The 24,954-nt window shown below is 39.0% G+C and carries 22 protein-coding genes and 1 pseudogene; 3 read left to right on the forward strand and 20 right to left on the reverse strand.

The window, feature by feature from the left end:
- Positions 1–18 precede the first annotated feature (18 nt).
- Positions 19–1,191 (reverse strand): galactokinase, encoded by a 1,173-nt coding sequence (locus ACFORE_RS07490; RefSeq protein WP_058813612.1) that lies wholly within the window; start codon positions 1,189–1,191, stop codon positions 19–21.
- A 153-nt stretch (positions 1,192–1,344) separates the two neighbouring features.
- On the opposite strand from ACFORE_RS07490, the gene ACFORE_RS07495 reads away from it, so the two are divergent.
- Entirely contained in the window at positions 1,345–2,343 is a 999-nt protein-coding gene (locus ACFORE_RS07495; protein WP_058813611.1) for a LacI family DNA-binding transcriptional regulator, read from the forward strand.
- A 37-nt stretch (positions 2,344–2,380) separates the two neighbouring features.
- Here the strand turns inward: ACFORE_RS07495 and dexB are convergent, their stop codons facing one another.
- The 6 genes from dexB to ACFORE_RS07525 form a co-directional block, all read right to left on the reverse strand.
- Complete coding sequence (gene dexB, locus ACFORE_RS07500) at positions 2,381–3,991, reverse strand: glucan 1,6-alpha-glucosidase DexB (RefSeq protein WP_154454110.1); 1,611 nt, start codon at positions 3,989–3,991, stop codon at positions 2,381–2,383.
- Between the two features lie 121 nt (positions 3,992–4,112).
- A complete protein-coding gene (gene gtfA, locus ACFORE_RS07505; RefSeq protein ID WP_154454111.1) occupies positions 4,113–5,558 on the reverse strand; it encodes a sucrose phosphorylase in 1,446 nt (481 codons plus the stop codon).
- A 112-nt stretch (positions 5,559–5,670) separates the two neighbouring features.
- On the reverse strand, positions 5,671–6,504 hold the full coding sequence (locus ACFORE_RS07510) for a carbohydrate ABC transporter permease (protein ID WP_003063108.1): 834 nt from the start codon (positions 6,502–6,504) through the stop codon (positions 5,671–5,673).
- Between the two features lie 9 nt (positions 6,505–6,513).
- Complete coding sequence (locus ACFORE_RS07515) at positions 6,514–7,380, reverse strand: carbohydrate ABC transporter permease (RefSeq protein ID WP_154454112.1); 867 nt, start codon at positions 7,378–7,380, stop codon at positions 6,514–6,516.
- A gap of 12 nt (positions 7,381–7,392) precedes the next feature.
- On the reverse strand, positions 7,393–8,664 hold the full coding sequence (locus ACFORE_RS07520) for an extracellular solute-binding protein (RefSeq protein WP_269725677.1): 1,272 nt from the start codon (positions 8,662–8,664) through the stop codon (positions 7,393–7,395).
- An 11-nt stretch (positions 8,665–8,675) separates the two neighbouring features.
- Positions 8,676–10,838, reverse strand: coding sequence for an alpha-galactosidase (locus tag ACFORE_RS07525; protein ID WP_154454114.1), 2,163 nt, complete (start codon positions 10,836–10,838; stop codon positions 8,676–8,678).
- Positions 10,839–10,947: 109 nt separating this feature from the next.
- Between ACFORE_RS07525 and ACFORE_RS07530 the strand changes: the two genes are divergently transcribed.
- Positions 10,948–11,781: an AraC family transcriptional regulator gene (locus tag ACFORE_RS07530; protein WP_216524745.1), complete on the forward strand. Its 834-nt coding sequence runs from the start codon at positions 10,948–10,950 to the stop codon at positions 11,779–11,781.
- A gap of 43 nt (positions 11,782–11,824) precedes the next feature.
- On the opposite strand, the gene ACFORE_RS07535 is transcribed toward ACFORE_RS07530, so the two are convergent.
- The 7 genes and pseudogenes from ACFORE_RS07535 to lacA all read right to left on the reverse strand — a co-directional run bounded on the left by ACFORE_RS07535 (position 11,825) and on the right by lacA (position 16,883).
- Positions 11,825–12,040: a hypothetical protein gene (locus ACFORE_RS07535; RefSeq protein WP_235280689.1), complete on the reverse strand. Its 216-nt coding sequence runs from the start codon at positions 12,038–12,040 to the stop codon at positions 11,825–11,827.
- A gap of 194 nt (positions 12,041–12,234) precedes the next feature.
- Positions 12,235–12,785, reverse strand: a pseudogene (locus ACFORE_RS07540) (CAT RNA binding domain-containing protein); the annotation flags it as partial.
- A 201-nt stretch (positions 12,786–12,986) separates the two neighbouring features.
- Entirely contained in the window at positions 12,987–13,883 is an 897-nt protein-coding gene (locus tag ACFORE_RS07545) for an aldose 1-epimerase family protein (RefSeq protein ID WP_293651027.1), read from the reverse strand.
- Between the two features lie 97 nt (positions 13,884–13,980).
- The gene (lacD, locus tag ACFORE_RS07550) at positions 13,981–14,976 is read right to left on the reverse strand and encodes a tagatose-bisphosphate aldolase (protein ID WP_154454117.1); all 996 of its coding nucleotides are present in this window, start codon (positions 14,974–14,976) and stop codon (positions 13,981–13,983) included.
- 5 nt (positions 14,977–14,981) lie between these two features.
- Entirely contained in the window at positions 14,982–15,914 is a 933-nt protein-coding gene (locus ACFORE_RS07555) for a tagatose-6-phosphate kinase (protein WP_154454118.1), read from the reverse strand.
- 11 nt (positions 15,915–15,925) lie between these two features.
- Positions 15,926–16,441, reverse strand: coding sequence for a galactose-6-phosphate isomerase subunit LacB (lacB, locus tag ACFORE_RS07560; protein ID WP_294607743.1), 516 nt, complete (start codon positions 16,439–16,441; stop codon positions 15,926–15,928).
- A 16-nt stretch (positions 16,442–16,457) separates the two neighbouring features.
- Positions 16,458–16,883, reverse strand: coding sequence for a galactose-6-phosphate isomerase subunit LacA (gene lacA, locus ACFORE_RS07565; protein ID WP_154454119.1), 426 nt, complete (start codon positions 16,881–16,883; stop codon positions 16,458–16,460).
- Between the two features lie 295 nt (positions 16,884–17,178).
- Between lacA and ACFORE_RS07570 the strand changes: the two genes are divergently transcribed.
- Positions 17,179–17,949: a DeoR/GlpR family DNA-binding transcription regulator gene (locus tag ACFORE_RS07570; protein ID WP_154454120.1), complete on the forward strand. Its 771-nt coding sequence runs from the start codon at positions 17,179–17,181 to the stop codon at positions 17,947–17,949.
- A gap of 137 nt (positions 17,950–18,086) precedes the next feature.
- Here ACFORE_RS07570 and ACFORE_RS07575 read toward each other — a convergent pair whose 3' ends face one another.
- The 6 genes from ACFORE_RS07575 to manA all read right to left on the reverse strand — a co-directional run bounded on the left by ACFORE_RS07575 (position 18,087) and on the right by manA (position 24,935).
- Entirely contained in the window at positions 18,087–19,220 is a 1,134-nt protein-coding gene (locus tag ACFORE_RS07575; protein ID WP_154454121.1) for an ABC transporter ATP-binding protein, read from the reverse strand.
- A 99-nt stretch (positions 19,221–19,319) separates the two neighbouring features.
- Positions 19,320–20,168, reverse strand: a complete 849-nt coding sequence (locus ACFORE_RS07580; protein ID WP_154454122.1) for a helix-turn-helix domain-containing protein — start codon at positions 20,166–20,168, stop codon at positions 19,320–19,322.
- Between the two features lie 31 nt (positions 20,169–20,199).
- Positions 20,200–20,643 carry a D-aminoacyl-tRNA deacylase gene (gene dtd, locus ACFORE_RS07585; protein WP_154454123.1) on the reverse strand — a complete coding sequence of 148 codons (444 nt, stop codon included), beginning with the start codon at positions 20,641–20,643 and terminating at the stop codon, positions 20,200–20,202.
- A gap of 80 nt (positions 20,644–20,723) precedes the next feature.
- The gene (locus ACFORE_RS07590; protein WP_293956430.1) at positions 20,724–22,943 is read right to left on the reverse strand and encodes a RelA/SpoT family protein; all 2,220 of its coding nucleotides are present in this window, start codon (positions 22,941–22,943) and stop codon (positions 20,724–20,726) included.
- A 107-nt stretch (positions 22,944–23,050) separates the two neighbouring features.
- Positions 23,051–23,764, reverse strand: coding sequence for a GntR family transcriptional regulator (locus ACFORE_RS07595; RefSeq protein WP_154454125.1), 714 nt, complete (start codon positions 23,762–23,764; stop codon positions 23,051–23,053).
- A gap of 220 nt (positions 23,765–23,984) precedes the next feature.
- Entirely contained in the window at positions 23,985–24,935 is a 951-nt protein-coding gene (gene manA / locus ACFORE_RS07600; RefSeq protein ID WP_154454126.1) for a mannose-6-phosphate isomerase, class I, read from the reverse strand.
- Between the last annotated feature and the right edge of the window lie 19 nt (positions 24,936–24,954).

Raw genomic sequence — 24,954 nt, forward strand, 5'->3', positions numbered from 1 at the left:
TTATCTCTCTAATCTTAATTATTTTCTAGATAAGACACGTGAACCACCAGCGATTTCAGCAATGTAGAAAGCTGGCGCATAACCAACTGTTTCAGTGTAAACTTGCCCAACGTTTTTAGTAAATTCATCAACTTTATCTTTAGCAACAATAGCAATACCGCAGCCACCGAATCCCGCTCCTGTCATACGAGCTCCGAGAACTCCTTCTTGTTGCCAAGCAGTGTGAGCAAGGGTATCAAGTTCGATACCTGTTACCTCATAATCATGCTCAAGTGAGACATGTGAGGCATTCACCAAACGACCAAATTTTTCAAGTTCACCAGCCATCAAAGCTTCTTTGGCTTGAAGGGTACGTTGATTTTCCCAGACAGCATGGCGGGCACGTTTGAGACGATTTTCATCTTTAATAAGATAGCTATATTCGTCAAAACTTTGCAAATCAAGTTCACCCAATGTCTTGATATCAAGCACTTGGTTAAGTTCTTCTACTGCTTTTTCACATTCTGCACGACGTTCGTTATATTTTGAATCAGCAAGCTCACGACGTTTATTAGTATTCATGATGACAATGACATTGTCACCAAGATCAAGTGGAACAAGTTCATATTCTAATGTATTTGTATCAAGGTAGATAGCTTGTTTGTCAGCACCCATACCGATGGCAAATTGGTCCATGATACCAGAATTTACTCCGATAAATTTATTTTCTGTTTGTTTACCAATTTTTACTAAGTCTAAACGTTCAACTTCAAGGTCAAATAATTCTTCGGCTACGATACCGACCAAAAGTTCTAGTGAGGCTGATGATGACAAGCCAGAACCATTTGGAATATTACCGTTGACGTAAAGTTCAAAACCACTATCAATTTTGTGACCAGCTTCTTGCAAGAATTTAATGACACCTTTTGGATAATTTGTCCAGCTATCTTTCTTATCAAAAGTAAGATTATCAAGTGACACTTCAATAATACCTAAATCATCAAAGTTAGCTGAATAAAAACGTAAAACTTTATCATCACGTTTACGAGCTGCCCCGTATGTTCCAAGAGTGATAGCTGCAGGGAATACGTGACCACCGTTGTAGTCAGTGTGTTCACCAATTAGATTAATACGACCTGGTGAGAAAAATGTAGCATCGGCTTCTGTTCCAAAAACATTAATAAAAGCTTGATTAAGTTCTTTCGTATTCATGAGGGTCTCCTTTTTTTATTGCTTTATTATGATTACGGTTTCATTTTACTGTCTTAGTTAAAACATGTCAATGATATTTACTAAAGTTTTACTTAAAAGTTTTATTTTTCCTAATGATGTGATATAATACTATCAAGAAAGAAGGGATGACCTATGGCTACATTAAAAGATATCGCAAAGCTAGCAAATGTTTCATCAGCGACCGTCTCACGTGTCCTTAATAAAGATAAAACCCTCTCAGTTGGTGAAGAGACACGTCACCGTATTTTGACAGTTGCTGAAGAATTAGGTTACGAAAAACACAAACGCAACACAAACATCACACAAGAACGTCAAAAGATTGCCATTGTCCAATGGTATAGTGAACAAGAAGAGTTAAACGACCTTTACTATTACAGCATTCGTATTGGTCTTGAAAAACGTGCTCAAGAACTGGGTTATGACGTTGTACGCTATTTTAACAATGACATTCTAACGATTTCAGAAAGTGTTAGCGGGATTATCGCTATTGGTAAATTTTCGGACCAACAAATTCACAGTCTAGAAAATCATTCAAAAAACCTAGTTTTCGTTGATAGTGATACTTTAAATGCTGGTCACCCTTGCGTCACTACGGATTTTGATAACGCCGTTGTCAAGGTTCTCGATTATTTCATGAAAAAAGGATTTACTAAAATCGGGATGATTGCTGGGGAAGAACGTACAACTGACCAAAAAGAACTCATTGTCGACCAACGTTTCCGTACCTTTAAAAACTATGCTTACGAAAATAATCTCTATAACCCTGACTATGTCTTTGTAGGAGATTTTTCTGCCCCATCAGGATACGCTTTGATGAAAGAAGCTATCGAAAAATTGGGCGACGACCTTCCACAAGCTTTCTTTGTTGCAAATGACACTCTAGCCATAGGTGCCCTTCGTGCGCTTCAAGAAGCTAATATTGCTGTTCCTGACCGCGTCAGCCTCATTTCTTTCAATGACACACCTCTAACGAAGCAGGTCTTTCCTGCTCTATCCAGTATCACAGTCTATACTGAAGAAATGGGACGCACAGCTGTTGATATCTTAAATCGCCAACTTATCAAACGCCACACCGTCCCAACAATGACAAGACTAGCTACCAACTTGACTTTACGTGATAGCACAAAATAAACCTAAAAAACAGCTCCTAATTAGGAGCTGTTTTTTACTACCCAACTTTTACGCAGAAAGCATCCCATGGTTGGAGTTCATGATTTTCAAAATCTATTAACCCTGAGGTGTTACTGATGATAGTTTCTTGATAAGAAAGAGTTGTTTCAAAGGCTTGGACTTGATTTGATAAGTTTGCGACTACTAAATAAGTTTCATCTGCTGTTTTTCTAAGATAAGCAAAAACCTTATCTTCTGTATCCAAAAGTTCAAAATCCGCATCAATCAACCAATCGTTTTCTTTGCGAAGTTTGATGAGTTTTTGGTAAGTGTAGAAAATAGAATCTGGATTGTCTAGAGCTGCTTGTACATTAATTTCTGTGTAATTGGGATTAACTGGTAACCAAGTTTTATCAGCTGTTGAAAATCCTGCATTCTTGCCATTATCCCATTGCATCGGTGTTCTAGCATTGTCACGTCCAATCATGCGAATGCTATCCATGACTTCTTCTGGTGTCTTATCATTTTCAAGGGCTTCTTTGGCAAAATTTAGTGACTCGATATCATCAATTTCTCCCAAATCTTTGAAAGGATAGTTAGTCATGCCGATTTCTTCTCCTTGGTAGATGTAAGGCGTTCCTCGCATCAAGTGTAAGGAAATGGCTAGCGCCTTGGCTGATTTTTCACGATAATCGTCAGTGTCACCCCAGATAGAAAGCACGCGCGGCAAATCATGATTGTCCCAGAAAAGGGAATTCCAGCCTTGACCAAGTTCCAGTTCTGTCTGCCATTTGTTGAAAATAGCTTTGAGAGCAGGAACATTTAGCTCTTTTTCGTATTCCCATTTTGAAGCGTTTGGCTTGTGTTGAAGACCGATATGCTCAAATTGAAAGACCATGGACAATTCTTTCTCAGCTGGCGATGAATACTTCTTAGCAATTTCCGGAGTTGCTCCCCAAGTTTCACCAACCGTTAACAAATCTTTTCCGGCTAAAGTTTTTTGGTGCATTTCTTTAAGGTAGTCGTGCAATTTTGGACCATTATTTGAGATTAAGCGGTCAGGAATCTTCCCAATCATGTCAATCACGTCCATACGAAAACCAGAAATACCTTTGTCAATCCAGCGATTCATCATATCATAAACAGACTGGCGTAACAGCGGATTTTCCCAATTCAAATCAGGTTGTTTCTTGCTGAAAAAGTGCAAATAATATTGCCCAGTTTTGCGATCATATTCCCAAGCAGAGCCACCAAAAATAGAATCGAGCTCATTAGGTTTATCACGCCAAATGTAAAAATCACGATACTTACTATCAGGATTTTCATGCGCTTCAACAAACCAAGCGTGCTCATCCGACGTGTGATTAACCACTAAGTCCATAATGATGCGGATACCACGCGCTTTTGCCTCTTCTAGCAATTCTTCCATATCAGACATATCGCCAAAAATATCAGCAATCGCCTCATAATTTGAAATGTCATAGCCATTATCATCCATTGGAGACTGGTAAACTGGAGAGAGCCAGATCGCTGTAATTCCGAGCTTTTGCAGGTAATCAAGCTTACTGATAATTCCTTTTAAATCACCAACTCCATCACCGTTTGAGTCCTTAAAAGATTTTGGATAAATTTGATAAATCGTTGCTTTGTGCCACCAATGTTTTTCCATAACGCACCTCATTTTAGAATTCTTTGTCTCTATTTTAGCTTTTTCTTTTGTTTCACGCAATCGTTTGCATTACTCAAACCTAGATGCAGAGAAAAGCAAGGATAATCCCTTGCTTTTAGCTTTATAGAAAGGTAATTTCTTGACCGTTTTCTGTGATATGATAAGTCAAATCTTTTAGATTAATCTTTGCTTGTGCGACAACACTACTGCCTTGATTACGGCGTGTAATAAGAATTGTGTGACTATCAAGTTCATCAACTTCAATACTGCCATCCAGGTCAAAAGCAGCCGATTGATTACGGAAAGTAAATAATTTTAGCAAAGATTGAACAACTGGACGTTTGACTTCTTCTGCAATTTCGCTACTGCTATAATAATGACGATTAATATTGCGACCTTCTTTTGTTTTTTCTAACAATTCAAGATCATTTTTACCAGCTAAAAAGCCAACATAATACACTTGTGGAATGCCTGGCGCGAAAGCTTGAATCAAACGAGCTAAGAAATATTTCTTGTCATCATCCCCAAGCGCAGAATAGTAAGTTGAATTGATTTGGTAGATATCAAGATTATTATACTCGGCTGTTGAATATTTTCGGTTGACGTTGGCACCTACTTTATAAAGTTCATTTGACGTGTAATCAATTTCCTCATCCGTCAAGATATCTTTGACATCAACAACTCCAATACCATCGTGCGTATCAAGTGTCGTAAATTGTTTCATGGGAGACATTTTAAGCCATTTCGCCAAACGATTAACATTTCCGCTGTAAAGGCTATAAAGAACCACCATCGGAAGGGCAAAATCATAAACATAGTAATCGTGCTCAGCGATTTTAAACTGAATCGAATAATGCTCGTGAATTTCTGGAAGTAACTCTGTACCAGATTCCGCAGCAATGCTACGGACTTTATCAAGCAATTCCCAGATTTCTGGTTCTACAAAGAAATCATTAGTATCTAATTTTTTAACTGCATAAGCAAAAGCATCTAATCGAATAAGGTCGCAACCATTTTCAGCTAAATGCGCGATGGTCTTTCGAATGAAATCCATGGTCACGTCTTTTGTCACATCAAGGTCAATCTGCTCTTCACCAAATGTGTTCCAGAGATGCTCAACTGAACCGTCCGCAAAGTGAATTTCTTGTTTTGGTGCGCGGTCTTTACGCTTGTAAATCAAATCCACATCAGCTTGTGTCGGACGATTTTCTGACCAAAATTTATCCCAGTTAAGAAACATATCCTTGTAAGCACTAGCTTCGTGCTTTTCTTGATAATCTTTGTAATATTTTGATTGACGAGAAATATGGTTAATCATGAAATCAAACATGAGATAATACTTCTCACCCAATGCCTTCACGTCATCCCAATCCCCAAATGCAGCATCAACCTCATCATAATCGACTGGCGCAAAACCACGGTCACCTGTTGACGGGAAAAATGGCAAAAGATGAACCCCGCCGACAGCTTCTCCAAAATACTTGCCAAGATTTTCATTTAATTCTTTCAAATTCTTTCCCAGACTATCTGAGTAAGTAATAAGCATTGTTTTATTTTGTATTGTCATAGTTACTCCTTTACCCTTTTGGATTTTAGCACCCAGCAAAAGTTGAACTCGGGCTACGGGCTGGGTGAAAAAGATGAGCCTCCTTGTGTCTTAATGACACTGCGTCGACTCCTTATTTCACTGCGCCGTTGCTCATTCCTGAAATGATATGTTTTTGGAAAATGAGGTAAACGATTGTGATAGTAATAATACCAACGACGTATGATGCAAAGCTTGGTCCGTAGTCGCTGAGGTATTGTCCTGTGTAGTTGTATTGAAAAAGTGGCAATGACCAAGAGTCTGATGATTTATTCAGCATCAAGAGTGGAAGCATGAAGTCATTCCAAAACCAAAGTGCATTGATAATCAAAGTTGTAGCGTGCATTGGTTTTAACATTGGAAAGACGATTTTGCGATAAGTTGTGAATTTATCAGCACCATCAATCTCAGCTGCTTCATCCAAACTGTCAGGAACACTTAACTTGATGTATCCGACATACAAGAATAAGGTTTGTGGTACAGCATATGTTAAGTACAAGATAATCAAACCCCAAATATTAGTCAAGCCAAGTCGACTCATCATTACTGTGATTGGAATCATGATAACTTGAAATGGCACAAAAATTCCCAAAATCAACAAACTGTACATGATATTGAAAGCACGTTTTTTGCTCATATTACGAGCAATTGAATAAGCAGCCGCAGGAATAAATAAAGTCACCAAAATCACTGATACAACGGTGATAATCGTTGAATTTAAGAAATAATGTCCGATGCCATCAGCAAGCAAGCGTGTGTAGTTGCTTAGAGTGACAGGATTTGGAAAAGCAAAGAAATGTTGCATGATATCCTTAGTTGTCTTAAACGAACTAAAGACAGTTGCTAATAAAGGAATCAAAATCAGAATTGAACCCGCAATTAAGAGCACATATTTCCAAAAAGTATTATAACGTTCTTCTTTTTTCATCTCTCACTCCTATACTTCAAAACGACTTGATAATTTAAGTTGCAACACTGAAACAAGAACAATGATGGCAAAAAGAATCAAGGCAATTGCGTTAGCATAACCGTATTGGTTACTTGAAAAGGCATAATTGTAAACCAAAAGTCCGATTGATGTTGTTGAATTACTTGGTCCACCACCAGTCAAAGCAAAGATTTGGTCAAAAGCTGTTAAGCCACCTTTTAGTGCCATGATAAAGACCATAGAAATACTTGGTAACAGATATGGTAATTCAATGTTCCAGAACGTTTGTTTGCTGTTTGCGCCATCGATTGCGGCCGCTTCTGTAATCTCACTTGGAATGGTTTGAAGACCAGATAGGAAGAGAATAATCGGCATGGCAACACCTTGCCACAACATAACAAAGATTGCTGCAAAAACAGCACCGCCAGTTGTTCCTAAAAGACTTGTTTTCAAAAATTCAATGTTCAAAGCTTCACCGATAGCAGGCAAACCATAGTTAAAAACCTGTTTAAAAATCAAAGACACTGTCAACCCTGACAAAACAGCTGGGAAAAAGAACCAAGCTCTAAAGAACGTTTGACCTTTGATTTTAGCATTCAAAGCACGCGCCACCCAGATACCAATCACAATTTCACCGATAATTAATGCAATGGTCAAAATCAAAGTAAAGCCAAGAGCTTTAAAGAATTTGGTATCCGTTAGCAAGATTTTATAATTGTTGACACCAACAAAATCAAAATTGTAAGTCAATCCAGTCCAGTTTGTAAAACTGTAGAAAGCACCTTGAATCATTGGGAAATAGAAGAAAATTGCTTGTAAAATCAAGGGAACAATCAAGAACACCCAGCCCCAATATTTATTTAAAAATTTTCGCATTCTAGTTTCCTCCTACTTCGTCACATCGGCTTTCATCGGATTGAAAAAGGCATTTAATTCATCTGTATATTGCTTAGCATCTTTGCTCATCAAATAATTGGCTGTCAAACTAAAGAAGTCTTCTTCGCTTGTCCAATTTTCACCAAGCCAAACATAGTGCTTATCTGTAAAAGCTAATTGATAAAGCGGAGCAAGGGGAGAGTTCTCGTCTTCAACCACACCATTTACAGATACTGGTGAGCCATCGACGTCATAATATTTTTGCATTGCTTTAGCTGAAGCCATATAAGAAATGAATGCTTCACATTCTTTTTTATGCTTAGTTGATGATGAGATAGATAAGGCCAAATCACCTGCACCGACAGTTACTTCCTGACCAGCTTTTTCACCAGGAAATGCAAATGTTGATACTTCAAAATCTGGATTTTGTTGCTCGATGGCAGCTAAAGCCCATGAACCACCAGGCATCATCAAGGCTTTTCCAGTTGCAAACGCCACTACAGAATCATTGTAGGAAGCACCTTGCCAGTTAGTTTGTTGATTACCCTTATCAGCAAGCAAATCTAGACGCGTTAGCACCCCTTTAACCTCACTATCTGAAGTTGAAATAGAATTAACAGGAGAAAAACGAAGATAATCATTTGCCTTATCACCACTGCCAGTCACACTGATATAGGCTAATTGGTGATAACCATTTAAAGTCCAACCTTCACTGCCAGCGAGCGCAAATGGTGTTTCACCGTCAGTTTTAATTTGTTTAACAAGTGTTTCAAATTCATCCCACGTTTCTGGAACTTTGAGGCCTAATTCTTCAAATTTTGTCTTGTTAAAATAAATCCCTGAAACGTTGGCTGATAGCGGGACGCTATAAATTTTGCCGTTGACAGCATAATTTTTTTCGTAATGATTTTTGATGTTTTCAAGGTATGATTTTCCAGTCATATTCTCAAAGTAACCTGCTTTTGCCCACTCTTTAAAATCAACGTTCTGAGGGTAAATGTTAATGACATCTGGAGCATCGCCTGCAAGCATACGTGTTTTTAGGACGGTACCAGCACTTGGCACACTGGTCATTTTAACATGGATCTTTGGATTTTCTTTTTCAAAATCCTTAATGATTTCTTTTAGCGTATCAACCATTTCTGTTTTTTGGTTGAAATATTCGATAGTTACCTTGCCATCATTAGAGGAATCACTGTTTTTTGAACAAGCTGTCAATGTCAAAGCAGCTGCCGCTGTCAACATTGCCACTCCAGTCACTATTAATCGTTTAGGCCATTTCATGGAAAACCTCCTTATTGTTTCACGAAATAGTATTGTTTACTGAGGTAATCACCTTGTGGGAGAATCGTTGTGAGGCCCGCATACATGAGCTCTGCCCCTGAGAAGACTTGATCTATCCCTTGTAGTTGGTAAGTTGCCTCTTCTTCCAATCCTTTCAACTTAAGTGTTGTTTCAATGATTTCAATGGTTGAAAGTGTGCGAACATAAGTGACAACTACCTTATCTTCATAAACAAATTGAACCGCTGCTTCATTTGACCCTTCTTCTGGATTAATCAAGCGATATTGCTTACCAAATTGAATCACTGGACGAATGTCTTTGTAGTGAGCAACTTGAGCAGTAATTACATCTTTTTCAGCTTGTGGCAAGCTGGTCAAATCAAGTTCATAGCCAAGATTTCCCATCATGGCAACATTACCGCGAGTTTCAATCGGTGTTGTGCGTCCCATTTGGTGATTAGGACTTGCTGATACGTGAGAGCCCATTGAAATGGTTGGGTGAAGGTAACTCGAGCCGTATTGAATTGGCAAACGTGAAATGGCATCAGTATTGTCACTAGCCCAAACTTGTGGGAAATAGCGCAGCATACCAAGGTCATTTCGACCACCGCCACCTGAGCAAGATTCAAAGAGAATGTTACTATGCTTTTCTGTCAAATAAGACACCAAATCATACAAACCTAGCATGTAAGCATGAGATTGCATTTGGGTCGCAAGATAAGTATCACCATTTCCGATATTTGTGATGTTACGGTTATAATCCCATTTAACATAATCAATAGTATTTTCTGTCAAAATCTTATCAATAGCTGCCTTGATGTAGGCTACGACATCAGGATTTGCAAGGTTGAGCACCAATTGATTACGAGAATAAGTATGACCACGACCTTCAGCTTGAATAGCCCAATCTGGATGCGCACGATAAAGGTCACTATCAACAGAAATCATTTCTGGTTCAAACCACAAACCAAATTTCAAACCTTTGGCATGCACCTCAGCAATCAAGTCATTCAGAGGTCCACCGAGTTTTTCTTCGTTGACAACCCAGTCACCAAGCGCACGATTATCATCAAATCGATTACCAAACCAACCGTCATCAAGAACAAAAAGCTCGATACCAAGTTTGCTTGCTTCGTCAGCTAAATCAAGCAATTTTTCTTTTTTGAAATTAAAATAAGTCGCTTCCCAATTGTTAATGAGAATTGGACGTTCAGCATGTGCAAATTGTTTTGGCATGATGTGATCTTGAATGAACAATTGACTTTCTTGAGTAAGTTTTCCAAGACCTTGATTTGAAAAGGTCATCAAAACCACTGGTGTTTCAAAGCTATCGCCAGCTGATAGTTGCCAAGCAAAATTATCATCGTTGATTCCGATACCTAAACGAACTTCGTTCAATTGATTTTTTTGGACAAAAGCTTGGAAATTACCGCTGTAAAGCAGTTGAAGAGCTAAAGCCTGACCAGCATCTTCTGTTGCTGTATGCTCACATAAAATCATAGCAGGTGTATGTGAATGACCTGAAGCACCACGATTTGAAGCAACTGTGAAAATACCTTGTTCAACTTTTTGACGACGAACCGTTTTTTCACGCGCATAAGCACCTTGCAATGTCACCACATCATAATCAGAAGCTGGCACATCAAGCATGGTTGACAAAGCACGATTGATAACAACTGCTTTATCTGATAAATTTCGAACCTCAGCATGAGTTGAAATAGTGCTGCAATCAGCATAAGCAGTGTAGTATAGTTTTAATTCTAGCGCAGCGACTTTGTCTTCAAGTGTCAAAACTAAAGTTTCGGCATCTTCTGTTGAATGTGGATTAGGTAATCCTGTTGCTTCTTTTGCACCATTTAAAATCTCACTAGATGTTAACTTAAATTGTGTCAATTCGTTATTAGCGTGTGCTATTTTTAGAGATGGTTGTCGGAAATCTCCGAATCCATGAACGCCAAAAACTTGGCGTTGTGTATCATAACTAAAGGTGCGGTTATCTGGAGTTGGATTTCCTGAAAAAGCGTGGTCCTTCTCCAAAATAGCATTTGAGCCGTGATATTTGGCGATTTTACCTCCAATATGACGAAGAAGCAAATCCCCTTCTTTATTTTCGATAATCATTGACATCTCTTTACTTTGAATGTAAAAAAGATTCCCTTCGATGCGAATTCCCATGATAATTCCTCCCTTTGTTTACTAAAATTTTACCATCATTTAGTTACCTCTTTAATTGTATCATGTTGGGCAAATATGGTAAAATGTTGTTTATAAAGGAGTTGATACTTTGAATGTTCTAAATACCTACAACGAATTTGACATGAATAATTTTGACCTGAACGTCGACCATTATGGTGCCGAGATTTGTGATAAAAACTACTCTTTTGGACCTACTGTTAGGGATAACTACGTCCTTCATTTCATTGTTGATGGCAAGGGAACTTTCAAAATTGATGGCACAACGACCGAACTTAAAACAGGTGATATGTTCATTTTGCCAAAAGGAAAAGTGACCTTCTACCAATCTGATAGCAAGCACCCTTGGACTTATCTTTGGGTTGGATTTAGTGGCTCAAAAGCTGAAAGCATCTTAAATAAAACACAACTTCTTGAACACTATTTTTGTCATTCAACGCTCAACTCTAAAATCCTCGATCAGCTAGTCAAATTAACACAATTCCGTGATCAAAAACTCGATGACATTACAGAGCTTCAGCTGATTGCTGAACTTTACAAATTGCTAGCATTTTTAATAGAAGAATTTCCAAGCAAAGCAATGTCTGATAGCAGTATTTTGATTCAAAATTACATCAAGCAAGCTAAAAAAATCATTCACACACAATATGGAAATCCATTAAAAATCAGTGAGATTGCAAAAAAGCTCAATCTAAATCGCTCCTACTTGTACAAGATTTTCAAAGAAGAAACAGATTATTCTCTCAAGGATTATCTCATTCAAATCCGCATGAAAAAAAGTGCTGATTTGCTTACCAGCACGACTTTTCACATATCAGAAATCGCAAACGCTGTAGGCTTTCCAGACGCTCTCGCCTTCAGCAAGGCTTTCAAAAAACATTTCGGACAAAGCCCAAGCCATTACCGAAGAGCGCTGAAAAAATAAAACAGAAATCTCCCCTAGAACTAAGTTCTTGGGGGAGTTTTTCTTAATCAACTTTAACAAGTCGGACGTTATCAATGTTTAACCATTTGTTGGCAGATGATTTGACGTAAGCGCCAACTTCACACTGTCCGTTTGTGATTTGAATGTTGTCAATGGTATAGGTTTTCCAAGTATTTGAATCTTTGAGAGAGATTTTTTGTTCGTTGCCACCGTAGTTTTTGATATAAAGTTCTGCATTTTCAAGACTTGTACCACCCATAGCATCGATGCTTAATTTGTAAGTACCTGAGCTGAGATTTCCTACTGTTTGATAGATAGAACTTTCATATGCTTTGTCTGACCAGAAGCTGAGTTTATAACGCGTATTATCATAAACTTCGGTCTTAATCCCAGAAATTTGGCCATTTTTCCAAACATTCCAAGATGATGGACTTTCGGTATAACCATCCCATTCAAAGCTATCACTTTTTTAGTTGCATCCTCTTTGTTATTATCAGAAACTTCGTAATCACCTTTGGCATTAATGAAATGCAGAGCCATTCGTCCGACTTCATCATCTGGAAAAGTTACTGACAACTTTTGACTTAAAATAGCAACAGCTTCTTGCGCCATTTGAAACTCAGTAACATACGCCGCTGAAATATCTGGTAAATGACTATCCTGATAAGCTCCCTTTAAAAGCTTTTGATATACCAAATAAACGTGGTCGGTAAGGCTTACATATAGGTATTCCTGAACAGGAAAATGATATTTGGCTACCAAATCATCAATCATGTTATAAGTCACCGTTAGAATATCAAGCGGAATATTTTTCAAAAGGGTTAAAAAGTTTTCTTTGGATTCCTCTGTTTTCAAAAGGAAAACTTTCTCGACTTTGCTTGGAGTGATTAAATCACCTTTTTTCTTTTGAAAGACTATCCCTAGCCCCATGACAACGGCTTGGTCATCCTGCTCATTTTTACCAGAGCGACATTATTGTTGAGCGCTTGTACAATCCGAAACATTCTACTCTCCTCACGTGGTTTCTAGATAAAAAAACCACAAACAAACTAGAATCCTCCCTTCTAGGTCATTTGCTGTCTTGCCTAATGTCTTAGTTACAATCCACTCTATTAATTTCTACGATTATAATATAATACATAATTTTAACTTTGTAAACCCTTTCTTTGTGTTTTTTGGTTTTTTTTTGTTTATTTTAAACAAATTCAAAAAATCGTAATATCAAAGGATTTTTTACTCGTTTCCCCACTCGCTACAAAAGTTACTTGACATTTATCTTCTAAAATATCACTTTCATCAAGCGACGTTGACAAGCCGCTCCACGGCTCTAGAGCAATAAAAGGACTCTTATTGACGGTTGACCATAAAATCAAATTTGGAAAATCTTCAAAATCCAAACGCAATCCTTTATCGTGTTTATGAGATTTCAAAGAAACGCTGCGTGAAGCTAATTTATCCAAAGTAATGGCATCTTTGGCAAACAAAGCATAATCCAAATTTAGAATATTTTGCTTTTCTAAAAATGGCGTACGCTTATTCACATCAAGAAGCCCTGTTTCTGGAAAAGATTCTGGAACAGTACAAGTTTCCTCTTTTTCAAATTCGAGATAATAATCTTCATAACACTCATCAGCAAGCAATGGGCAATTAAACCCAGGGTGCCCACCAATAAAGTAAGGCATGACCTTTTCCGTCTCGCGATTTGTCACTTGGTAACTTGTTTTAATCGTCTTTCCAATCAAAGTGTAAATGATTTTCAACTCAAAATCATAAGGATAATTTGCCAACATTTCCGCATCAGGGGTGATTGAAAAAACAAGGCTATTTTCAGATAATGGTTCATAAGTAAAAGTCTTCTTACGCACCAAACCATGTCGCGGTATCACACCTGTAAAATGGGGACGGCTACTAGGACGATAAATAGCTTCATCATCACGTAAGCTCCCACAAATCGGAAATAATACTGGTGCTTGTGAACTCCAATACTCTGGATTTCCTTGCCACAAATATTCGACGCCGTCTTTATCTTTTATGGATGACAAAGCGCCACCAAATTCCTTAAATTGAACTGTTAAGAAATCATTTTTTAATTCAATAACCATTACTTTCTCCTAAATAAAATGAGAATGAACAGCCTCATAACTGCCATTCTCATCACGCGTAAAAACAAAATAATAAAAGAAGTTTTAGTGAGTTAGATTAGGCAAGTGCTGGTTCTACAACTTTCTCACTCCATGAGCTGGCTGTTTTGATAAGGACTGCGTTGAGTTCTTCGATATTCTTGCGTCCTTGTGTTCTTAGCCATTCACGCGCTGCGGCCTCGCCTTCTTCGATATACACTTGTACAGAGCCAGCCCAAGTAGCACGTCCGCAAAGGACACCATTGAATTTAGCACCTGATTCAGCCGCAAATACCAACGTTTCTTGGAAAAACTTTGCTGAAACACCTGCGCTAAGATAGATATATGGTAAATGACTTGCTGCTTCTTGGTCTTTGAAAGCTTTAGCAGCTTCTTCTTTAGTGTAAACCACTTCACCGCCCGCAAAACCTTCAACATATTTCATGTTGACAGGGACTTCAACCTTGAGCACATCAATACCAAAGCGGTCGTCAGAAAAAACTTTCATGGCTTCGTTAACTTTGTGAGGTTTTACTTTGGCAAATGCTGCGCTTGTATTGTCAGTGATGTTTTCATCATAAGTCAAAATCTCAAGGAAGAATGGTATATCTTCAGCTTTACATTCGGCACCAATGCGTTCGATATAAGCTTGTTTTTGAAGATTAACGTATTCATCACCATCAACATCATAATAAAGCAAGAATTTCACTGCATCAGCTCCTTCTTCTTTAAGACGTTTAGCAGACCATTCGACCAAGCAATCTGGCAAGCGGCTAGTCGTTGTCGCATCATAACCTGTTTTTTCATAAGCAAGCAAAAGTCCAGTATTCGCATTACGAACCTTACTTGCTGGCAAACCATACTCAGGGTCAAGAAGAATAGATGACGCATACGGTGTCAATTCTTCTGAAACTAAGGCTTTCAATTGTTCGATTTGTTCAACTGTTGGTTCTTCTGTTTGATATTTCGCCATCATGCGTTTAAGTGCTCCACGTTGGTCAAATGCCAAAGCAGAAATCACGCCATCACGACTAAGCTTCTCAAGTAATCTGCGTTTTTCTTGTGTTAATACCATTTTTCTTATACCTCTTCTACCTGAATTTGATTAAATAAGTTTTCGTAATTTGTCATATTGACATGACCTGTCACTTTTTCTTGAGCGTTTAGCATACCAAGGGCATTCGCATGACGTAAGAAGTCTTTGTCGGAAAGGTTATGGATAATTGCTGACGCAATACCAGCCACCGTTGAATCACCAGAACCAACAGGATTGACGACATCAATTTTTGGAATGGTAACGCGGTAATAGTGGTCACCGTGTTTCGCAAAAGCTCCTTTGCTGCCTAGTGAAACGACCACCCAATCAATCCCTGCAAACAAATCATCTTGCAAGATTTCTTTTAACTCCTCCACATCATCGCTCACTTCTCTTCCAACAAGTTGTGATAATTCTTCTGTATTTGGCTTGATAACAAACGGTTTGTCATCACCTGTTAAAACAGCTTCCAGAGCCTTACCAGAACAATCTAGCACCACTTTTTTGCCTTGCGAATTAGCAAGGCCAATGACTTTTTGATAATAATCGCTTTCAAGCCCCGCTGGAAGGCTTCCTGAAATCGTGATGACTTCATAAGACGGGCAAAGGTAACGAAAATGATTAAGAAAACCATCTGCCTCATCTCGGTCAATCATCGGACCTGCTTCCAAAACTTCTGTCTGCAAACCTTCATGTAAAATCGCAATGCAATTGCGGGTTTCCCCATGAATCGGAAAGAAACGATGTTGAATACCATTTTGATCAAGCCTACTGGTTAAAAAGTCACCGAGCTTTCCACCGATAAAGCCTGTCGCAGTCACATTGTCACCAATTTCTGATAGCACACGTGTGACGTTCAAACCCTTACCACCTGCTGTTTTCTTAACCTCAGAAACACGATTGACCGTATCCAAAGTTAGTTCATCAAGCGGATAAGAAATATCAATTGACGGATTCAGTGTTACTGTAAGAATCATCTGATTTTCTCCTAGTCGTGATATTCGCCACGGTCCCATTTTTCAAGAAATTCATCAAAGAAATCTAGTGATGTTTGGTCCTCATTAACCGTTTCGACTTGTGCAATTTTTTCAATCAAAGCTTTATTTTCTGCTGTTGGTTTGTATTCAGCTTTAATAAAGGCTTCAATAATATCGCACATGAGTAATTCACCTGTGATTTTGCCACCAAAACCAATGACATTAGCATTTAATTCTTCTTTAGCGTAAATCGCTGTTGTCATATCACGAACCAAAGCAGAACGAATGCCTGGAACTTTGTTGACAGAGTTGTTGATTCCAACACCTGTTCCACAGATACAAACACCTAAATCTGCTTTACCGCTTGTCACCGCTTCACCGACTTTTTTACCAAAAATTGGGTAATGCGTACGTGTGTGGTCATAAGTCCCACAGTCAATTACTTCGTAACCTTTTGATCTCAAGAAATCTGACACTGCCATTTTTTCTGTTGTTACGATATGGTCACATCCAATTGCAATTTTCATTTTATCTTCCTCGCTCCTAGCACATTTTATTTAGCATATCGACACGGATTTGGTGACGACCACCATCATAGTGACCTTCCAAAAATCCTTTAACAATATTTTTCGCCAAAGTAACTCCGACAATTTCAGAACCCATAGTAATCATGCGAGCATTATTGTGAGCACGTGTCATATAAGCAGAGCGTTCATCTGAAACTTCCGCACAAATCATACCTTTGATTTTAGTTGCTGTCATAAAGCTACCTGCACCATAGGCATCAATCATAATACCTAAATTTTCATCTGATTCGTTGACACCAGCCGCAACAGCAAGCGTGTTATCAACGAAATCTTTATTAACCTCTGTGACGTCTTTAACATCATAATTATTTTCAAGCAAGTAATCTTTGATAATATTTTTCAAAGTTTTACCTGCAGCATCTGAACCAAGAATAACTGTCATTTTAACACCTCAAAATTTTTCTTTTATCTAGATAATTTTTTAAAAACGTTTTTTATGTTTATATAATAAAACTAAAACAAACATTTGTCAACATATTTGTTTAGTGTTTTTCAAAAATGTTTGTTGATTTTTGTTTTCTTCATTGAAAACAACGTCATAGAAATCCTTTATTTTCAGTAATTGTTACCTTTATGACGACAATGTTTCGAATTGTTTCTTTTTTTCTTATTTGTTGAGTTAGTAATTTAATTGTGCTATGATAATGACAAGGAGAAATAAAAAAAAGGAGTTTAGTATGTTAAAAAAAGAACGCCTCCAGTGGATTCTTGAGAAAATCAACGTAAAAGGTGTTATTACTGTTAACGACATCATTAAAGAACTTGGTGTTTCAGATATGACTGTTCGTCGTGACCTTGACGAACTCGATAAAGAAGGTTTGTTGATTCGTATCCATGGTGGCGCCCAAAGTATCGATACACCAAAAGTAAAACCTAAATACGAAAAATCAAACACTGAAAAACAAGAACTACAAATTGAAGAAAAACGCGCTATTGCAAAATTTGCAAGTCAATTCATCCAAGATGGCGAAACAGTTTTCATCGGTCCTGGAACAACGCTGGAACATTTTGCTCACGAACTTATTGCCAAAAACATCCGTGTCGTGACAAATAGTTTGCCAGTATTCACTATTTTAAATCAAAATAAAAGCACCGATTTAATCTTAACCGGCGGTGAATATCGTGATATTACAGGTGCCTTTGTCGGCTCACTGACTGCTAACTACTTGCAAAATCTCAAATTCTCAAAAGCATTTGTCAGTGCCAATGGTGTCTTTGGGGATTCTGTAGCCACTTACAGCGAAAATGAAGGAGAAATTCAACGCATTGCTCTTGATAATGCCTTTGAAAAATTCCTTCTCGTCGACCATGAAAAATTCAATAAATACGATTTTTATGATTTCTACAATGTTAGCAAAATCGATCACCTGGTCACTGATTCTAATATTTCTGAAGATGCTAAAGAAAAATTTGGTCAATTAACTGATATCATGGTCGCTGACGAATAAGTTTAGACAATAAAAAGTTACTTATCATTTGGTAAGTAACTTTATTTTATGATGAAAACCCAAAAAAGCCCTCCGCTGTTAGACGTAAGGCTTTTTGGGTTGTATTCTAGAAGAGTTCTGTTTTGGATAGCGTTAAATTAGCGAATAGCTACCTCCGTTTCTGAGTCAAAGAAGTGACCTTTGGCAACATTCAATGTCAATTCCACTTTTGAACCTGGTTGGTAAACATCACGCGCATCGGTACGTGCTACCAATTCAACACCACCTGAACGAACGTAAAGCATGGTTTCTGAACCAAGCAACTCTGATACGGTCACTTCAGCTGAAAGCGTTGCGCCAGGGTAAGTTTCACGTGCCAATGGGTTATTTGATACGTCTTCTGGACGAATACCAAAGATAACGCGTTTGCCATTGTATCCTTTGGTTTCAAGCAATTTCTTTTGGCCTTCTGGCAATTTCACAGTGAAGCCACCATCGCTCACTAGCGTATCACCGTCAACAGTTGCTTCAAAGAAGTTCATGGCTGGGCTTCCGATAAAGCCAGCGACAAATTTATTAGCTGGACGGTTGTAGAGTTCTTGTGGGGTTCCGATTTGTTCCACGCGTCCAATAGTTCCTGAACCGTCAGGGTTTTTCGTTGAACTCATGATAACGATGCGGTCAGCCAGTGTCATGGCTTCGGTTTGGTCGTGGGTAACGTAGATAGTTGTTGCCCCGATACGGCGGTGAATTTTAGCGATTTCAGCACGCATTGACACACGCAATTTCGCATCCAAGTTTGACAAAGGCTCATCCATCAAGAATACTTTGGCGTCACGGACAATTGCACGTCCCATGGCAACACGTTGGCGTTGGCCACCTGACAAGTCAGCTGGTTTACGTTGAAGAAACTCGGTCAAACCAAGGATTTGAGCAGCTTCACGAACACGTTTGTCAATATCGTCTTTTTTGTATTTTCTTAATTTCAGACCAAAGGCCATGTTATCATAAACGCTCATGTGTGGGTAAAGGGCGTAGTTTTGGAAAACCATGGCAATATCACGATCTTTTGGTGCTTTGTCATTGACCACTTCGCCGTCAATTTTAAGTTCACCTTCTGTGATGTCCTCAAGACCTGCAACCATACGAAGCGTTGTTGACTTCCCGCAACCTGAAGGTCCTACGAAGACGATAAATTCTTTATCTTTAATGTCAAGGTTGAAGTCCTCAACAGCATAGTGGCTTGCATTTGGGTATTTTTTGTAAATGTGGTTAAGATTTAATTCGACCATTTTGTTACTCCTTTGAACGATGTGCTTTTATTATAGCAAAGGCAGCGTTTACAAAATAGAGACAAAATGCCCAAGTTTTTTTGTGCAAGATGACCAAAATTAAGACATCTTGACCAACAAATAAGACAAGGTCAAATCATTTAAGTTTTTCACATTCAAACCAGAAGCTAAGCGAAATTTTTCCAACTTATACTGAAGGGAGTTGCGGTGAATGTACAGGTGTTGAGCTGTTTTAGCTAAATTCCCCTGCTCTTGCCACAACATCACGATGACATCACGCATATCTTTGCTATTGTCAATACACTCCAACAGCGTGCGTTTAATCGTAGGAACATCTGAAGCATGCGCAAGGTTTAAGAGGAGCAATTCTGAAAAAGTACTGGTTCTCTCATTGCCACCATACAATTTGACACTTGAAAAAAGCCGCATCTCCTCCTCAAAATAAATCTGAGCATCTTCCTTTTTCACACAATTCCAGCAATTGCCAAAGAAAACGGTCAGCTTGGTTCCAAAATCACTCTCCAAAGTCGGCAACACATCTTGAATGACATCCTCAACCACCATTGGCTGTTCTTGATTGAGCAAGAGCAAGCTACGATTTTCCGACAAGGTCACCACCGTAATGAGATTAGGCAATAGCGTCTTAAAAAACGTGAACAACTCTTTGGGAAGGGCATAAGGATGCTCGATGTAAATCATCTGTAGTCGTTTGTAGGTTGTTGGAGGATTGCCCTTTTTTTGCACCAAATACCGATACCAAGGATGGTTGGTGTGACTATTATCTGAAATGGCCACCTGCTTAAACTGCAGCAAGGCTTTTTCACGCTCACTGAGTTGGGCAATGGGAAGGTACCACTTTTGACCATTTTCCTCTAAAACAATCCACTCCTCACCAGACGTGTCCTCTTTGTCACGACGAGCTTCAGGGAACCATTTCTCTATTGACATATCTCTCCAATCATTTTAAATACAGACATTACTAGCGCGATTTGGTGTCTAGTAGGATAGTCACAGGGCCGTCATTGACTAGACTTACCTGCATATCAGCACCAAATTGCCCTGTTTCAACTGGGACAAATTGGGATAGGGCAGCATTAAACGCTTGATAATACTTCTCTGCCATCTCAGGCTCTGCAGCACCTGAAAAAGCTGGGCGATTGCCTTTTTTGGTTTCTGCAAACAGCGTAAACTGAGAAACAGACAAAATCTTGCCCTTGATATCTTGGACTGACAAGTTCATCTTACCATTATCATCTGAAAAAATACGCATATTGACGATTTTACGCACCGCATAATCCAAATCTTCCTGCTGGTCATCTGGTCCCACGCCAACCAATAATAGAAGTCCTTGGTCTATCGCACCAACAGTAGCCTCATCGATGCTTACGGCTGCACGCTTGACACGTTGCATCACAATTTTCATTTTAATTACCTTTCTTAGACGAAAGACCCCCAATAGTGAACAAAACTACTGGGAGTCTGTGCTTTATTTAACAGAAAACATCACCCATTTGTTCGCTTAACAGAATAAACATCTGGAATGATTTTGATTTTATCAACCACGCTTGTCAGAGCTGTTAGATTAGGAATAGCAAAGCTAATATGGATATTAGCAAACTTCATATCCTTAGTTGGTTGGGCATTGACGGTTGATACGTTTTTTGTCGCATTTGACACGACTTGTAGCACGTCATTGAGCAATCCTGAACGGTTCAAGCCGTAAATATCAATTTCCGCCAAGTAGTCATTGCTTGAATTAGCATCGTCCCACTCCACTTCAATTAAACGTTCTTCATAGCCCTCTTGGCTCTTGATATTATGGCAATCAGCACGGTGAATGGCAACCCCGCGACCTTTTGTAATGTAGCCTTCGATAGGATCACCTGGTACAGGATTACAACATTTTGCGATACGCATCAGCAAACCTGACGCCCCTTGAATAATCACGCCATTTTCACTGCGAACCTTCAAAACATCGCGGTTTTCAGTCTTGACTTCGCCGCCTTTCATCAATTCTTCGGCTTCGGCTTTGGCTCTCGCACGCTCTTCCTCACGACGTTCTTTTTCAGTCAGGCGATTAAAGACAGCAACGGCGCTGATTTCGCCAAATCCAACAGCTGCATACAAGGCTTCCTCACTGCGCACACTAAAACGTGGCAAAATCGCTTCGATATGCTTTTTATCTAGATATTTATTAGCAACGTAACCATGGTCTTGAAAATAATCCACCAACAACTCACGACCTTTATTGGTCGAGAGTTCCTTGTCTTGGTTTTTCAAAAATTGACGAATACGATTGCGAGCTTTGTTGGTCTTAACAATCTTAATCCAGTCACGGCTAGGCCCAAATGAATTTTGATTGGTGACAATTTCAACGACATCACCTGTTTTTAATTTAGCCGTCAAGGGAACCATGCGTCCATTAACCTTGGCACCAACTGCCTTTTCACCTACTTGTGTGTGGATAGCGTAGGCAAAATCAATCGGACCAGAATCTTTTGGCAATTCTTGCACGGCACCTGTCGGTGTAAAGACGTAAATGCGCTCTGAGAAAATATCTTCCTTAACAGAATCCACAAAGTCAATGGCATCACCGTTTGAAGCGTCTTGCAATTCCACAAGCTCTTTAATCCAGCTCATGCCGACCGCTTGTTCTTGCTTGTCAACCTTGCCTTTGATTCCTTTTTTATAAGCCCAGTGAGCAGCTACACCATATTCGGCGACTTGGTGCATTTCCTTGGTTCTAATTTGGATTTCAATGGGACCTTTTGGACCATAAACAGTGGTATGGATTGATTGATAACCATTTGACTTTGGAGCCGCAATGTAGTCTTTGAAACGTCCTGGCATTGGGCGCCACAATTCGTGAATGTAACCCACCATGGCATAAACATCGCTTGGTGTTTCCATGATGCAACGAATGGCAATCAGATCATAAATCTGATCAAAGCGTTTCTTTTTGTCACGCATCTTGCGGTAAATTGAGTAAATGTGTTTTGGACGTCCATAAACATCGCCGTAAAGCCCTTGTTCTTGCGTGTAGTCCTTGATTTTCTTGACAATCTCGTCAACCAAGGCTTCTCTTTCACGACGTTTTTCCTTCATCATGTGAGAAATCTTGTAAAACTCGACTTCATTAAGGTAACGAAAAGACAAATCTTCCAATTCCCACTTGATACGGCTAATCCCTAAACGGTGTGCCAAAGGTGCGTAAATTTCCATGGTTTCACGCGAAATGCGTTCCTGCTTATCCTTACGTAAGTGTTTCAACGTACGCATATTGTGTAGCCTGTCTGCCAATTTGACCAAGATAACGCGAATATCTTTTGACATCGCCATCAGCATTTTACGATGGTTCTCTGCCAATTGTTCTTCGTGTGATTTGTATTCAACCTTACCAAGCTTGGTCACTCCATCCACGATATCACGCACATCGCGTCCAAATTCTTTTTCAATGTCTTCCAAAGTCAACTCGGTATCTTCTACCACATCGTGCAAGAAACCACAAGCCACTGTTACCGCATCCAAATGAAGTTCCGCTAAAATGCCCGCTACTTGGATCGGGTGAATGATATAAGGCTCACCAGATTGTCTGACTTGGTAAAAATGAGCTTTAGTAGCATAATCCAACGCCTTTTGGACCATTTGAACATCAGATTCGCTCATGTACTGAGCTGTCAGCTCAACGACTTCTTCTCCTGTTAAATTTACATTTTTTGCCATAATGACCTCTTCTTACGCATACAGATTGTTGATATTGTCTATTATTTTAACATTAAATACCCTAAAATACCAACTCATCTGCCGTAAAAATCACGGCATCTCTAGCATTAATTATGGGTCAAAACAATCTCAACAGAAAATTCGTCGTAGCGGTGTTTACTGATAGAATATTCAAAAGCCACACCTGTATTTAAATAACCTGTTTGAACCGCAACTGCCACAGGATCGCCGCTTTCCAAATCCAAATAATGTGCTTCCGTATCTGTTGCACGGCGAACCGTAATCGTACGGTGACCTGATTGGATTTTCAAACCCAAATCATTCTCAATGTAATCATAAATCGAATGCTCAACTTGCTCTAAGCGCAATCCTGTAATCAAATCGATAGGCATATAAGTTTCTTCGATGACAGTAGGCTTATCATTCACAAAACGCACGCGATTGATTTTGTAAACAAAGCTGGTTTCTTTGATTTTCAATTTATCAGCAATTTCAGGTGTTGCTTTCACCACTGAAAAATCCAAAACTCGACTAGTAATCGTTTTATCAGGATAAAAAGCTGTCGTCCCCATCATCTGAATATCCATCAGCATTTTTTCCATCTTTTCAACTGGTAAATCCATGACAAAAGTCCCAGCCCCACGACGTTTGTAAATCAAACCTTCCGCCACCAAAATATCCAGAGCTTTTTTAACCGTCATTTTACTCACATTGTAGTACTCACAAAAATCACGTTCAAAAGGCAACTGCTCATTTGGCTTATAAAACCCTTCTAAAATTTTCTTTCGGACATCGTTTGCAATAAGATTGTATTTTTCCATAATTTTCCCTTCTTTCAAGCCTTGACACGTCGTTGACAAGTTTGCCAACTTAACTTGACAAACTTGTCAACCCATCAGATGTTAGACGCTAATATAACTAACTTTTTCTCGTTGACACAAGTAAAACATCTTGTCACAGGTTGTTGACAAGATAACAGAAAAGAAATCCATACGGATTTCCTGTTTTATTATAAAAAGTAGAACAAACCAAAGATGCGTATTAGTCTTCGTTAGGATGGCTCACAATCATCTCTAATTGCCCATCAAATGACCATTCTTTCACGTCATTTGGCAAGATAAAGTGATCACCTTTTTTCAGATCATAGACACGACCATCAACAGTCAATTGCCCCTGACCAGACAGGACACTAAGCAACAAATAAGGAACAGTTTGCGTGAAATCGACCAAGCCTGTAACTTCCCAACGGTAAACAGAAAAGAATTTGTTTGATACCAACAAGGTTGATTCCAAATGGTCAACTGCCATCGTTGCTGGCGTGCTGTTTGCTGGTTTCCCAATAGTTAACACATCAATTGACTTATCAATGTGAAGCTTTCTTAAATTGCCTTGGGCGTCACGACGATTAAAATCGTACACACGATAAGTTGTATCACTGGATTGTTGTGTTTCTAAAATCAAGATCCCCTTACCAATCGCGTGCATCGTCCCACTTGGAACATAGAAGAAATCACCAGCCTTAACAGGGATTTTTGTTAACAAATCATCCCAGCGACCTTCTTCAATCCATTGGCGTAACTCTTCTTTTGACTTGGCATTATGACCGTATATAATCTCAGCTCCTTCATCTGCTGCAATGATATACCAGCATTCTGTTTTACCAAGTTCGCCTTCGTGAGCTAAAGCAAAAGCGTCATCAGGGTGAACTTGAACACTAAGCCAGTCATTAGCATCCAAAATCTTGATTAACAAAGGAAAAACTTCTGATTTTGGGTGGCCAAAAAGCTCTTTGTGCTCGCGATACAATTGATCTAAGCCTTCGCCTTCGTAAATACCATTTTTGATAACCGAAACCCCATTTGGGTGAGCTGAGATTGCCCAATACTCACCCGTTGTTTCAGTTGGAATATCATAACCAAAGGCCTCACGAAGCTTCGTGCCTCCCCAAATTTTATCATGCATTTGCGATTTTAAAAATAACGGTTCTGACATAAATGCCTGCCTCCTCCAA

Origin of the sequence: Streptococcus alactolyticus (assembly GCF_042649785.1) — a bacterium.
GTDB classification, from domain to species: domain Bacteria; phylum Bacillota; class Bacilli; order Lactobacillales; family Streptococcaceae; genus Streptococcus; species Streptococcus alactolyticus.

Bases quoted from the DNA above. Each gene is read 5' to 3' on its own strand.
- ACFORE_RS07520 (WP_269725677.1), bottom strand. From the start codon at position 8,664: ATGAAATGGCCTAAACGATTAATAGTGACTGGAGTGGCAATGTTGACA.
- ACFORE_RS07495 (WP_058813611.1), top strand. From the start codon at position 1,345: ATGGCTACATTAAAAGATATCGCAAAGCTAGCAAATGTTTCATCAGCG.
- ACFORE_RS07545 (WP_293651027.1), bottom strand. From the start codon at position 13,883: ATGGTTATTGAATTAAAAAATGATTTCTTAACAGTTCAATTTAAGGAA.
- dexB (WP_154454110.1), bottom strand. From the start codon at position 3,991: ATGGAAAAACATTGGTGGCACAAAGCAACGATTTATCAAATTTATCCA.
- lacD (WP_154454117.1), bottom strand. From the start codon at position 14,976: ATGGTATTAACACAAGAAAAACGCAGATTACTTGAGAAGCTTAGTCGT.
- ACFORE_RS07575 (WP_154454121.1), bottom strand. From the start codon at position 19,220: ATGGTCGAATTAAATCTTAACCACATTTACAAAAAATACCCAAATGCA.
- dtd (WP_154454123.1), bottom strand. From the start codon at position 20,643: ATGAAAATTGTGATGCAACGTGTCAAGCGTGCAGCCGTAAGCATCGAT.
- manA (WP_154454126.1), bottom strand. From the start codon at position 24,935: ATGTCAGAACCGTTATTTTTAAAATCGCAAATGCATGATAAAATTTGG.
- lacA (WP_154454119.1), bottom strand. From the start codon at position 16,883: ATGACAGTTATTCTTGGTTCAGATGCTGCAGGTAAAACTTTGAAAAAT.
- ACFORE_RS07535 (WP_235280689.1), bottom strand. From the start codon at position 12,040: ATGGGTGGTACAAGTCTTGAAAATGCAGAACTTTATATCAAAAACTAC.
- ACFORE_RS07580 (WP_154454122.1), bottom strand. From the start codon at position 20,168: ATGTCAATAGAGAAATGGTTCCCTGAAGCTCGTCGTGACAAAGAGGAC.
- ACFORE_RS07555 (WP_154454118.1), bottom strand. From the start codon at position 15,914: ATGATTCTTACAGTAACACTGAATCCGTCAATTGATATTTCTTATCCG.
- ACFORE_RS07570 (WP_154454120.1), top strand. From the start codon at position 17,179: ATGTTAAAAAAAGAACGCCTCCAGTGGATTCTTGAGAAAATCAACGTA.
- gtfA (WP_154454111.1), bottom strand. From the start codon at position 5,558: ATGACAATACAAAATAAAACAATGCTTATTACTTACTCAGATAGTCTG.
- ACFORE_RS07510 (WP_003063108.1), bottom strand. From the start codon at position 6,504: ATGAAAAAAGAAGAACGTTATAATACTTTTTGGAAATATGTGCTCTTA.
- ACFORE_RS07525 (WP_154454114.1), bottom strand. From the start codon at position 10,838: ATGGGAATTCGCATCGAAGGGAATCTTTTTTACATTCAAAGTAAAGAG.
- lacB (WP_294607743.1), bottom strand. From the start codon at position 16,441: ATGAAAATTGCAATTGGATGTGACCATATCGTAACAACAGAAAAAATG.
- ACFORE_RS07590 (WP_293956430.1), bottom strand. From the start codon at position 22,943: ATGGCAAAAAATGTAAATTTAACAGGAGAAGAAGTCGTTGAGCTGACA.
- ACFORE_RS07515 (WP_154454112.1), bottom strand. From the start codon at position 7,380: ATGCGAAAATTTTTAAATAAATATTGGGGCTGGGTGTTCTTGATTGTT.
- ACFORE_RS07595 (WP_154454125.1), bottom strand. From the start codon at position 23,764: ATGGAAAAATACAATCTTATTGCAAACGATGTCCGAAAGAAAATTTTA.
- ACFORE_RS07490 (WP_058813612.1), bottom strand. From the start codon at position 1,191: ATGAATACGAAAGAACTTAATCAAGCTTTTATTAATGTTTTTGGAACA.